The sequence below is a fragment of the Vreelandella neptunia genome (assembly GCF_034479615.1).
In the GTDB taxonomy this organism is placed as follows: Bacteria; Pseudomonadota; Gammaproteobacteria; order Pseudomonadales; family Halomonadaceae; genus Vreelandella; species Vreelandella neptunia.
In genome coordinates this window covers 2,102,066-2,113,640 of sequence record NZ_CP140255.1, presented here as the reverse complement: position 1 = coordinate 2,113,640, position 11,575 = coordinate 2,102,066, and the positions used below count along the sequence as shown (strand labels likewise).

Sequence of the window (11,575 nt, the reverse complement as noted above, 5' to 3'; positions counted from 1 at the left end):
ATAATTGGAACACTATTTTGCAATGCAGAATTACAATGCTAAATATGCATTCATTTGCAGAGAGGAATTAGCGTATGGCTAGCGAATCAACATCAACACCTCCCCCCTTTACCACACTTGGCATCGTCGGCACCGGCGCCATGGGACGTGGCATCGCGCAGTTGGCTGCCCAGGCCGGTCTAGACGTCATGCTTTTCGACGTTAAAGAGGGCGCCGTACAAGAAGCGAAAGCCTTTATCAACGGCTTATGGCAGAGAAGTGTCGAAAAGCAGCGCATTAATGCAGAACAGGCGCAGCACTATAGTGAACGGTTGATGGAAGCCAGCGAGCTTGCCGCGCTCGCCCCCTGCGATATTGTGGTGGAAGCCATTGTCGAGAAGCTGGAGGCCAAGCAGGGGCTGTTTGGCGATTTAGAAGCAATCGTCAGCCAACAGGCGGTATTGGCGACCAATACCTCTTCACTCTCTGTCACGGCCATTGCCGCCGCCTGCCAGCACCCTGAGCGGGTTATTGGCTTTCACTTCTTTAATCCCGTGCCGCTGATGAAGATTGCCGAGGTCATCCCTGGCCTGCGTACCACCGATGAGGTGACTCAGCGAGTCAATGCTCTAGGTCAATCCATGGGCCACTTTACGGCCCAGACCACCGATACCCCTGGGTTTCTGGTTAACCATGCCGGGCGTGCCTTCGGTACTGAAGCGCTGCGACTTTTAGGCGAAAGCGTCGCTGACCCGGCGACCATTGATCGCATTATGGTTGATCAGGGCGGATTTCGGATGGGGCCCTTTACCCTGCTTGACCTTACCGGTCTGGACGTTTCCCACGCCGTGATGGAGTCGGTGTATCACCAGTACTATGAAGAAGCGCGTTTTCGCCCGTCACCTTTAACCCGGCAACGCTTGGCCGCGGGCTTGCTGGGGCGCAAAACTGGCGAAGGCTTTTACCGCTACGAGGAAGGCAAGCAGCAAATGCCGGATGAGCCTGCCATCACTACTGTGTCTCCATGCCCGGTATGGATTAGCCAGGATGACCCCGAGAGCGCCAAAGCACTCACCGGGCTGGTGAATGCGGCGGGCTGGTCGTTAGAAACCGGCACGCAGCCCACTGAACAGGCGCTTTGTCTGCTTACCCCTTTCGGTGAAGATGCCACCAGTTGTTCGTTACGCCAGGGGCTAGACGCCAAGCAGTGCGTAGCAGTGGATATGCTCGCAGGGCTCGATAAACGCCGCAGCCTGATGGCCACGCCAATCACACACTCCGCTTTCATTCAAGCAGCGCAAAGCCTGCTCAATCATGACGGTACGCCGGTAAGCACTCTGCAGGACAGCAACGGCTTCGTTCTTCAGCGCATTATTGCCTGCATCGTCAACGTCGGTGCCGATATTGCCCAGCAAGGCGTGGCAGAACCCACAACGATCGACCGAGCGGTTGAGCTGGGCTTGGGCTACCCCTTCGGCCCATTGCGTATGGGCGACCATTACGGCGCCACGCGCATCATGACGATATTGACCAACCTGCTTGAGGCCACCGGCGACCCACGCTATCGGCCAAGTCCCTGGTTGCGCCGCCGCGCTGCGCTAAAAATGTTGCTAACCGTCGCTTAATGAACCTACCAACAACAAGGAGCACCACCATGCAAGACGCCTATATTTACGACGGTTTACGCACCCCTTTTGGTCGCCACGGCGGCAGCTTAGCGGCTATTCGCCCAGATGAGCTGTTGGGGCTGACGCTTAAAACACTGGTAGCCCGCAACCCGTTCGCACTTGAAAGCTATGAAGAGGTGCTGGCAGGCTGCACCAACCAGGCGGGGGAAGACTCCCGCAATGTGGCCCGTCACGGCGCATTGTTGGCAGGCCTGCCCATCGAAGTAGCAGGACAAACCGTTAACCGACTTTGCGGCAGCGGCCTGGCAGCGATGATGGATGCCGCCCGGGCGGCACGGCTAGGTGAAGGCGAGCTGTTTTTAGCGGGCGGCGTTGAGTCCATGTCTCGGGCGCCCTATGTATTGGGTAAAGCGGACTCCCCCTATGCGCGCAACCAGCCGATGTACGATACGGTGATTGGCTCTCGCTTTCCCAACCCCTGGATTGCGAAGGAGTACGGCAGCCACAGCATGCCGGAAACTGCTGACAACATTGCCCACGACCTGAATATTGGTCGCGCTGAAAGCGACGCCTTTGCCGCCCGCTCTCAGGCCCGTTACGCCCAAGCGCTGGCCTCAGGCTTTTACGACGGCGAGATGTTTGGCGTAGAGGTGCCCCAAGGACGTAAACAGCCGCCACTGATGGTAGATAAAGACGAACACCCCCGCCCGCAAAGCACCGAAGACAAACTGGCCCAACTGGGCGCGCTGTTTGAGGGTGGCGTTGTCACCGCCGGCAATGCCTCGGGTTTGAATGACGGCGCCGCTGCCATGATTGTGGGTACCATGGCCGCCGGTGAACGTATGGGCCTAGCACCACGCGCGCGCATTGTCGCCAGCGCCGTTGCCGGTGTTGCACCGCGGGTTATGGGGTTGGGGCCAGTACCCGCTTCGCAAAAGGCGTTGGCGCGTGCCGGGCTTACCCTTGAGCAGATGGATGTAATTGAAATCAACGAGGCGTTTGCCGTTCAGGTGCTTGGCTGCGTGCAGCAGTTAGGGCTCTACGTTGATGATCCACGCTTGAACGCCAACGGCGGCGCCATCGCCATTGGTCATCCTCTGGGGGCTTCAGGAGCACGCTTGGCGCTTACGGCTCTCCGACAGCTTGAGGCGACCGGTGGGCGCTACGCGTTGGTCACCATGTGCATCGGCGTCGGTCAGGGCATTGCCACAATTATCGAGCGTCTGGACGGCTGATTTAGTGTCAAACAGCCGCTATTTCGTTGATAGGCATGAACGCTGCGTCTAAGTAGATATGCGATACTGGGCGCCATAAGCCACCGAATGTTGGGATATTGAATGCACCCCACCGACACTGATGCTGACGACCCGCAGTTGCCCGGAAAAGATCGTAACTTTGTGACTGCGCTCGCGCGCGGTTTAGAGTTGCTGCGCGCCTTTGGCGCAGGTGAAGAGTATTTAGGCAATGCTGAGCTGTCCAACCGTACGAGTATCCCTCGACCGACGGTGTCACGGTTAACCTATACCCTGACCCAGTTGGGCTATCTCCAGCACAATACCCACCTGGAAAAGTACCGCCTTGGGCCAGGTGTCTTAGCCTTGGGGTATCGCTTTCTCGCTAATATGGGCATTCGCGAGATTGCTCGCCCGCATCTACAGAAATTTGCTGATGCCACCGACTGTAATGTTAGCCTGGGCGGGGCCGACCGCAGTGATATGGTTTATTTGGAAACCTGCCACGGCCATGGCCCGCTAATCATTCGCCTGGACACGGGCTCCCGCCTGCCCATTGCTACTTCTGCGATTGGTCGTGCATGGCTATGCGGCTTGTCTGACGAACGACGCCAGCAGGTACTGCAAGAGTTGGCCAGCGAGTATGGCAGCGACTGGCCGCGTTATGAAGCGGGCATACAACAGAGCTTCAAAGACTATGCGCAGTACGGCTTTTGCCTCTCTGAGCAGGATTGGCAGCGCGATATTAGCGCGGTGGCGATGCCGCTGATTTTGGAAGATGGCGCCGAGGTCATGGCGATTAACTGCGGCGGCTCCAGCCTGCGCTTGGATCACGATCGCTTGGTTAATAACTTAGGCCCCCGTCTCAAAGAAGTCGCTAATCAGATTAAGCAGGAACTAGCGCCAAGAAACCGCTCGGCAAGGTAAATTCAAGCTAGGGAGACTTTAACTAACGCTCGTTTGAATGCATCATAGACTTCTAAACAAGCGCATCGATACCAAGAGCGCCAAGGAGTGGGGATGCCAAGCGAGTGGATAGCGCGTCATGATCAAACAGTAACCCTTAAAGGCGAGTGGACACTTGCCAATTATCGCCATATCAAAGCGGCGCTTCAGCAAAGTGACACTCGAACTGAGCCTGGCAAGCCAACGGATGCGACGGTTTCACTAGACGCAATAACCCGCCTTGATACCGCTGGTGCCATACTCATTGTGGAGCTGATTGGCGTTGAGAAAGCGCAGGCGGTAGCGGATTGGGCAGCAGAACTGCCGAAAGAGCAGCAGGCGCTGCTGGTGCGTATTGCCGAAGCCATGGAAGCCCCGCTTGACGTTGATCCTCCTTCCTATTCGCGTATTAACCAAGCGCTTGCCAGCGTGGGTCAACATATGGTGGGGCTTTGGTCTCAGCAGCGCCAGCTGCTGGCCTTTATTGGTCTCGTCGTGGCCACCCTCTTCCAGCTGGTATTGCGGCCACGCCACTGGCGCTTAACGGCCACCGTGGCCCATATCCAGCAGAGCGGTCTTAATGCTGTACCCATCGTCGCGCTACTCACCTTTATGGTGGGCGCCGTCGTGGCTTTCCTTGGCGCTACCGTTTTGCAGGATTTTGGCGCCACGATTTATACCATCGATCTTGTTGCGTTCTCATTCTTGCGAGAGTTCGGTGTTCTGCTTGCTGCGATCCTACTCGCGGGACGAACCGCCAGTGCCTTTACCGCCCAAATTGGCGCCATGAAATCCAATGAAGAGATAGATGCCCTGCAGGCTCAGGGCCTTGATCCTATCGAGCTTTTGGTGCTCCCGCGGGTAATGGCGATGTTAATTAGCCTGCCCATGCTCGCCTTTGTAGGTATGCTCAGCGGCTTAGCGGGGGGCGCCATGGTCACCTCCCTATCACTGGATATTTCACTAACCCAGTTTTTGACCACGCTGCAAAAAGACGTATCGGTGACACACTTTTTGGTAGGGCTAAGCAAAGCCCCGGTGTTTGCCTTTGTGATCGCCGTTATCGGCTGCCTGGAAGGCTTTAAGGTCAGCGGCAGTGCACAGTCGGTGGGAGAACACACCACGTCAAGCGTCGTTCAATCGATTTTTATGGTGATTCTGATTGATGCCGTCGCCGCGCTATTCTGTATGGAGATGGGCTGGTGATGGATTCAGATAAACCGACAGAGCAAAACGACCAACCGGTCATTAAGGTTCGAGGCTTGGTGAACCGCTTTGGCGCTCATGTGGTTCACGAAAATTTAGATCTGACCCTTGAACGCGGAGAAATCCTCGGCGTTGTAGGCGGTTCTGGTACCGGCAAATCAGTGCTGTTACGCAGCATCGTCGGTTTGAAGCGCCCCAATGACGGCACGGTTGAAGTCCTAGGCACAACTCTTAACGAGCTTAACGAGGCACAGCGCAGCCAAATAGAGCGGCGCTTTGGCGTACTGTTTCAGCGCGGTGCGCTGTTCAGCTCGCTGAACTTGCAAGAGAATATTGCCCTACCGCTAATTGAACACGCCAGGCTACCCCGTGAAGACGCCGAGCATCTTGCCAGGGTCAAGCTAGCGTTGGTCGGGCTTCCGCCACAGGCCGCGCTGCAGTTTCCTGAGTCGCTGTCTGGCGGCATGGTCAAGCGCGCCGCCCTTGCCCGTGCCTTAGCCCTTGATCCTGACATCCTGTTTCTGGATGAGCCAACCGCCGGGCTTGACCCTATTGGTGCGGCGGCCTTCGATCAGTTGCTGGTCACCCTTCGCGATGCGCTGGGGTTCAGCGTATTTCTGGTCACCCATGACCTGGATACGCTCTACGCCGCCTGCGATCGGGTCGCCGTGCTCTCCCAGAAACGCGTGTTGGTGGTGGATACCATCGACAAGGTCGCGGAGACCGACGATGAATGGATTCAAGACTACTTTCACGGGCCGCGTGGTCGAGCCGCGCAAAGTGCTCATACTGCCTCTTCAATGAATGCTTACACACAGGAGTGAGGGTAGATGGAAACCCGCGCGCATCACGTGTTAATCGGTTTATTCACGCTGGGCACCGCCGCAGCGGCGCTGCTGTTTGCGCTATGGATGAGCTATGCAGCAGGCGAACGTAGCTACCAGCCTTACCGCATTCTATTTGAGCGCAGCGTTAGCGGCTTATCGGTCGGCAGCCGAGTACAATATAACGGTATTGAGGTGGGGGACGTCACCGAGCTTAACCTCAATCCCGATGACCCTCGGCAAGTGATTGCCCATATCCGCGTTTACGATGACGCACCGATCAAGACAGATACCCGGGCAAAACTTGCCTTTGCCAGCATCACCGGCAGCATGTCCGTGCAACTCCACGGCGGCACCCCTGAAGCCCCGCTGCTGATTGATCAAACCGATATCGAAGCGCCGTTTATACGCGCAGACCCTTCGCCCATCGCCACGCTGTTCGATGAAGGCGAAGATATGATCGAGAACATCAACTCAATCCTGAAAAACGTTAACGAGCTGTTTGACGATAACAACCGCGCTCAGGCAGGCAATATTTTAACCAACATTGCTCAGATTACCGAAATGATTGCCGCCCAGCAGGAGGCCCTGGATCAGAATATGGCGCTTTTCGGCGAAGCCACTCGCCAAGCGACGACCACACTCAGCAGCATCGACGCACTTAGCCAGGAAGCGACACAGCTGCTGCGTCAAGATGGCCGGCTGGTAATGGAGAGCGCCGCTGATGCGAGTCGCGATGTGGCCCGGGCGGCTCAACGCATTGAGCAGTTAGTGGAAACTAACGCTGGTGCCATCGAAGGCAGCCTGCAGGGCGCGCAAGATATTGCTCCGGCGCTCTCTTCGCTACGCTCCACCCTTGATACACTCGATCGTATTACCCGCCAGCTAGAGGAGAGCCCAACAGACTTTTTCCTGGGCCGTGATCAGGTAGAGGAGTTCCGCCCATGACATTACGCCCCACTGCTATCGTTTTAGTTAGCGCTGCGCTGCTACTCAGCAGTGGCTGCTCAATATTGCCCGAAAGTGAGCCAGCGACCCTGTATCGTCTGCCCAGTAGCGATATACAGCCCGTCACATCAGATTCCATGGCCACCCGCCAACGCCTGGCGGTGGCTGCTCCACAGGCGGGGCATTTACTGAGTAGCAACCGCATTGTGGTTTACCCAGAGGGTAATGTGGTTAATGTGTACGAAGCTGCCCGCTGGCAGGAGAATGCCCCTGCATTACTCCAATCGCGCTTGATCACTGGGTTACAGCAGAGCCGCCTATTCGCCAGTGTGGGTAGCGATAGCCTGCCTTCCGAGCGATTGCTGCTGAGTGAGCTACGTCACTTTCAGAGCGACTACGCTACTCATCCGCCCACGGTGAAGGTTCAGCTCGATGTTCAGCTCGTCAGCACTCAAAACCGCGCTTCAATCGCTACTCAGAGCTTTACCACCAGCGCGCAAGCTATAAGCACCGATATTCCTGATGTGGTTGATGCATTTGGTGCTGCTAGTGACGACCTTACTGAGCAGCTGGTCAACTGGCTAGCCAATCAGCAGGAAGCTAATACCCTTGATTAAGCTAGCATTAACTAAGCCAGCGTGACTAGGGCGTTGTTGCCCTGCGGGCATACTCCCGCGGGTCGCGGGGGTAGTAGCGTTCCGGCTGGCTTTCAAGATGAGTGAAGTATCGAGTGTCCTTGTAGGGCATTTTCATGTAACCCGAGACGCCTAGGCCCTCGATTTGGTCTACCGAGGCGAGAATGCGCGCCAGCAGTGTGCGGAACTCGCCCTCTCGAGCCGGATCCAGCAGACGGTAGTAGCTATGTATTTTGAGGTGCTGTGGCAGCGCTTCAAAAATGATCATGCCGGTATGGTGTATGTCATTGAGCTGCAGCAGCACATGCATAATCGCCTCGGGCAAAACCAACAGCTCTTCTGGGTCGGGGCCATCTTCGAAATAGCTGTGCTGACGGGTGCGATCTTCAAGCTCCGGCACTGCGCTCAACTCATAACCTATCGCCATGCTGGGTTCGCTGACAAACGCCTCATCGACAGAAGCTCGCTCTAAGTGCAGTGTTTGGCGCGCATTAAACAAGCAGCTTTTAAACACGCCCTGGCGGTGAATCGCCCGCGCCAGGTGCACCATATTATTGACCGCTTCAATAAAGGCAGGCTTCAACGCCGGGTCGTGTAAATTCAACGACGAATCGATATACACCCCTTCGCGCTCCCAGCGAACCGCCAAGCCCCCCACCACCGGATATTTACCCAGTCGGCTGACCGAGGCCAAAAAGGCCTTTTCGGTTTCCCCCATACCCTGCATAAACTGCTTATAGTAGCGGTCTAACTGCACATCATTGACATCATTCAGGGTTTCCTGGGCATTCGCCTCGCGTAAAAAGGCTTTGCGCGAGCTATAGACCACGGTATCGATCTCCTGATGCGCGGGTCGCGCCCATACAGGCACCAGCGGTACATTGAGCGATGCAGGCAGATCGATCATTACCACCCTGGCCATTCGCGGCATGTTGTCTAAAAAGTAGTCGCCCGCTTTGCGCCGCACCTGAGGGTCGGGGTCGAGCATGCCATCCAGGGTGCGGGCTAACTCCATCGGCAAACCCAGCGAACTGGCGGGAATCGCCCGATGGCCAAATCGACACGATTGCGCCGACGCCAGCGCATACAGGGTTCCCGCTGCGCCCTGCTCATCGAACCGCGGCGATGACAGTGCGCCGTTTAACTGCTCTTCGCCGATAAAGTAAACATCGCCCAGGCGGGCATTGGTTTGCTGCAGATTATCCGACATCAGCTCCATGACGTTGGCGCCCACAAACTGCAGTTGAGCATCTAATTGGGCAAATACCGACGAGCCCCAATCGATCAGCGCAATAGACTCCTGCTCGGCGTCATACACCAAGTTAGAGGGCTTAATATCGCCATGCACCACCGGCCGTGCCTGGGGGCCTGACTCCCGGCGCAGGGCAGTCAGTATGTCGGCCAACTGCGCCGCTATGCGCACAATCAAGCGTGGGGAGAGGCGTCCCTGCTTAAGCGATACCTGCTCTAAATTCCAGCCGGGGGCACGCTCCATTACCAGAATGGACTGCCCCCGGGAGCGCTGGTAAGCGATTAAACCCGGTATTCGCGGATGCGAGACTTGATCAAGCATAAACGCCTCTTCTTCGAGGCGCTCCTGCAAGTGCGTGGGCAGGGTAATGCGGGAGAACTTAAAGACATAGTGCGCTATAGCGCCTTGGTGGATGGTGCTGCCAGCAAATACAAAGCCGTAGGCGCCCTTGCCAATGAGCTCGATGTCCTGATAACCCAACTGGGTGAGCTGCGCTTGGCACAGCGCCACCCAATCTTTTAGCTTACGGGCATCGTGATGACTCAGCAGGTAGACCGACTGCTCTTCGGGTATATAAAACTGCTGAAGCGGTGCCTGATACATTGATTTACACCAACAGTGATTTACACCAACACCGTTTTCACGCCAAGTGAAGCAGCATGGTTTCAGGGGCTTCCAGGAAAGCCTTCCAGGCATTACAGAAGCGCGCAATGGTACCGCCGTCTATAAAGCGGTGATCGCCCGCCCAGGTGATGGTCATAATCGCCCGGCGCTGCACCGCGCCCTGCTCATCAAAGCGCGGTAGCCACTGGGTTTTACCAATCGCCACAATAGCGGCCTCTGGGGCGTTAATGATCGGCGCGGCGTAGGTGCCTCCCAGCGCTCCGATATTGGAAATACTAATGGTGCCGCCTTTTAGATCCGCCTGATCAACCCGCCCCTCCCGGGCTGAGGTGGTTAATCGGCCAACTTCCCGGGCAACTTCCAACAGAGTTAAGCGCTCAACGTTTTTAACATTGGGCACCATCAGGCCTGACTTGCTATCTACCGCCATACCGATATTGCACTGGTGGTAGTAGTGCAGCTCATCCCCCGCGGCATTTAACTGGGCATTAACGATGGGCTCTTCGGCAACGGCTAGCGCCATGGCTTTCATAAAAAACGGCATTAGCGTCAGCCGTTCGCCCTGGGCCTCGGCTAGCGGCTTTAAGCGCTCCCGCAGCGCCAGCAGTGCAGTTACGTCGATCTCTTCACCGTAGTGAAAATGTGGAATGGTGCTGGCTGCCTCGACCATGCGCTTGGCCATGACCGCCCGCACGCCGCGGAGGGGTTCCACTCTGGGCGCCTGGGTTTCGATTGGGTTTTTAACAGTTTGATTGCTAACAACGTTGTTGTTAGCTGAAGCTGCACCTGGGGATGCTTGGTCTAGATGCGCCAGCACATCCTCTTTTAGCACCCGACCATCTTTGCCGCTGCCAGCGATCTCCGTGAGCTGTAAAGAATGTTCACGCACCAGGCGCCTGACGGCTGGGCTGGCTGGGACCTTGTCATATAAGCGACCAGCAGCCGGGGAACTTGCAGCAGTGGACGGTTCAGTCGTCTGTGCAACCGGCTTATCTCTGGAGGCCGATTGCGCCACTTCTGGCTCGGCCTCGCTCATATTGTTACTTGCCCCATCCACTTGATAGGCATACAGCGGCGCATGCACTTTGGCAATTTGGCCCTGGGCCACATACAGCTTGGTCACGATACCGGCTTCGGGGGCGGTAATTTCCACCAGCGCCTTGTCGGTCATGACTTCAACGATAGGCTGGTCTTCTTCAATTTGATCGCCTTCAGCGACGCGCCACTCGACGACTTCGCACTCGACGATACCTTCGCCAATATCAGGCAGTAAAAAATCGCTCATTGTTGTTCTCCCCATGCGTACTTAGGCATTAATAGGCGCTAAAAGTTGACGCTTTCGCGAATCGCTTCAAAAATCTTCAGGTGATCAGGCAGATACTCTTTTTCCAGCACCAGCGGGAAAGGCGTATCCAGGCCCGTCACCCGGGCTATGGGCGATTCCAGGTAGAGAAAACAACGCTCTTGAATAGTGGCTGCGATTTCACCAGCAAAGCCGCCGGTTAGCGGAGCTTCATGGCTGACGACCAGGCGGCCGGTTTTAAATACGGATTCCGCTACCGTGTCGGCATCCCAGGGCAGCAGTGAGCGCAGATCGATCACTTCACAGGCGATGCCCTGCTCTTCGGCTAACTCGACCGCTTTGCCGATTACCTCCATCTGCGCGCCCCAGCCCACCACGGTAATATCGGTGCCCTCTTTGGTGATTTCGGCTTCGCCAATGGGTAGCTGGTAATCCTCTTCGGGCACTTCGCCGACTGAAGCGCGATAAAGACGCTTCGGCTCCAGAAAAAGCACCGGATCCGGATCGCGAATAGCGGCAAGCAGTAGCCCTTTGGCCTGATAGGGGTTGCGCGGCACCACCACCTTTAATCCAGGTGTATGGGTGAAATAGGCTTCCGGTGATTGAGAGTGATAAAGGCCACCAGCGATACCGCCACCGTAAGGGGTGCGAATGGTCAGACCACCAACGTTAAACAGATCGCCTGAGCGGTAGCGGAACTTGGCGGTTTCGTTAACGATCTGGTCAAACGCCGGAAAGATATAGTCGGCAAACTGTATTTCTGCCACAGGCACCGAGCCTTGGGCCGCCAAGCCATTGGCGAAGCCGATAATGCCCTGCTCGACAAGTGGCGTATTGAAACAGCGTGCTTTGCCGTACTTCTCCTGCAGGTGACTGGTGGCCCGAAATACACCCCCAAAAATACCCACGTCTTCACCAAAGCAGATGACTTTTTCATCCTCTGCCATGGCGATATCCAGTGCATTATTAATTGCCTGGAGCATGTTCATGGTAGCCATG

The 11,575-nt window shown here is 56.4% G+C and carries 10 protein-coding genes; 7 read left to right on the top strand and 3 right to left on the bottom strand.

What is annotated here, in order from left to right:
• Positions 1-74: 74 nt before the first annotated feature.
• From SR894_RS09795 to SR894_RS09765, 7 genes are all read left to right on the top strand, one after another.
• Positions 75-1,604: a 3-hydroxyacyl-CoA dehydrogenase gene (locus SR894_RS09795; RefSeq protein ID WP_223289012.1), complete on the top strand. Its 1,530-nt coding sequence runs from the start codon at positions 75-77 to the stop codon at positions 1,602-1,604.
• Between the two features lie 29 nt (positions 1,605-1,633).
• Positions 1,634-2,842 carry a 3-oxoadipyl-CoA thiolase gene (locus tag SR894_RS09790; protein WP_223289013.1) on the top strand — a complete coding sequence of 403 codons (1,209 nt, stop codon included), beginning with the start codon at positions 1,634-1,636 and terminating at the stop codon, positions 2,840-2,842.
• A gap of 102 nt (positions 2,843-2,944) precedes the next feature.
• The gene (locus SR894_RS09785; RefSeq protein ID WP_027959572.1) at positions 2,945-3,766 is read left to right on the top strand and encodes an IclR family transcriptional regulator; all 822 of its coding nucleotides are present in this window, start codon (positions 2,945-2,947) and stop codon (positions 3,764-3,766) included.
• A 93-nt stretch (positions 3,767-3,859) separates the two neighbouring features.
• A complete protein-coding gene (locus SR894_RS09780) occupies positions 3,860-4,990 on the top strand; it encodes an MlaE family ABC transporter permease (RefSeq protein ID WP_223289014.1) in 1,131 nt (376 codons plus the stop codon).
• Positions 4,990-5,814, top strand: coding sequence for an ABC transporter ATP-binding protein (locus SR894_RS09775; protein WP_223289027.1), 825 nt, complete (start codon positions 4,990-4,992; stop codon positions 5,812-5,814). The genes SR894_RS09780 and SR894_RS09775 overlap by 1 nt, the downstream gene beginning before the upstream one ends.
• A 6-nt stretch (positions 5,815-5,820) precedes the next feature.
• Positions 5,821-6,762, top strand: coding sequence for an MlaD family protein (locus tag SR894_RS09770; RefSeq protein ID WP_223289015.1), 942 nt, complete (start codon positions 5,821-5,823; stop codon positions 6,760-6,762).
• Positions 6,759-7,379, top strand: a complete 621-nt coding sequence (locus SR894_RS09765) for an ABC-type transport auxiliary lipoprotein family protein (protein ID WP_223289016.1) — start codon at positions 6,759-6,761, stop codon at positions 7,377-7,379. Before SR894_RS09770 ends, SR894_RS09765 begins: the two co-directional genes overlap by 4 nt.
• Before the next feature lie 25 nt (positions 7,380-7,404).
• On the opposite strand, the gene SR894_RS09760 is transcribed toward SR894_RS09765, so the two are convergent.
• Genes SR894_RS09760 through SR894_RS09750 form a run of 3 tightly spaced genes read right to left on the bottom strand, consistent with a single transcriptional unit; the run spans position 7,405 to position 11,574 of the window.
• Positions 7,405-9,252 carry a protein kinase domain-containing protein gene (locus SR894_RS09760; RefSeq protein WP_223289017.1) on the bottom strand — a complete coding sequence of 616 codons (1,848 nt, stop codon included), beginning with the start codon at positions 9,250-9,252 and terminating at the stop codon, positions 7,405-7,407.
• A 37-nt stretch (positions 9,253-9,289) separates the two neighbouring features.
• On the bottom strand, positions 9,290-10,558 hold the full coding sequence (locus SR894_RS09755) for a 2-oxo acid dehydrogenase subunit E2 (RefSeq protein ID WP_223289018.1): 1,269 nt from the start codon (positions 10,556-10,558) through the stop codon (positions 9,290-9,292).
• A gap of 38 nt (positions 10,559-10,596) precedes the next feature.
• Entirely contained in the window at positions 10,597-11,574 is a 978-nt protein-coding gene (locus tag SR894_RS09750) for an alpha-ketoacid dehydrogenase subunit beta (protein WP_133732880.1), read from the bottom strand.
• Between the last annotated feature and the right edge of the window lies 1 nt (position 11,575).

Excerpts from the sequence above, each read along its gene's own strand:
- SR894_RS09785 (WP_027959572.1), top strand. The coding sequence starts at position 2,945 with ATGCACCCCACCGACACTGATGCTGACGACCCGCAGTTGCCCGGAAAA.
- SR894_RS09780 (WP_223289014.1), top strand. The coding sequence starts at position 3,860 with ATGCCAAGCGAGTGGATAGCGCGTCATGATCAAACAGTAACCCTTAAA.
- SR894_RS09755 (WP_223289018.1), bottom strand. The coding sequence starts at position 10,558 with ATGAGCGATTTTTTACTGCCTGATATTGGCGAAGGTATCGTCGAGTGC.
- SR894_RS09765 (WP_223289016.1), top strand. The coding sequence starts at position 6,759 with ATGACATTACGCCCCACTGCTATCGTTTTAGTTAGCGCTGCGCTGCTA.
- SR894_RS09795 (WP_223289012.1), top strand. The coding sequence starts at position 75 with ATGGCTAGCGAATCAACATCAACACCTCCCCCCTTTACCACACTTGGC.
- SR894_RS09790 (WP_223289013.1), top strand. The coding sequence starts at position 1,634 with ATGCAAGACGCCTATATTTACGACGGTTTACGCACCCCTTTTGGTCGC.
- SR894_RS09760 (WP_223289017.1), bottom strand. The coding sequence starts at position 9,252 with ATGTATCAGGCACCGCTTCAGCAGTTTTATATACCCGAAGAGCAGTCG.
- SR894_RS09750 (WP_133732880.1), bottom strand. The coding sequence starts at position 11,574 with ATGGCTACCATGAACATGCTCCAGGCAATTAATAATGCACTGGATATC.
- SR894_RS09770 (WP_223289015.1), top strand. The coding sequence starts at position 5,821 with ATGGAAACCCGCGCGCATCACGTGTTAATCGGTTTATTCACGCTGGGC.
- SR894_RS09775 (WP_223289027.1), top strand. The coding sequence starts at position 4,990 with ATGGATTCAGATAAACCGACAGAGCAAAACGACCAACCGGTCATTAAG.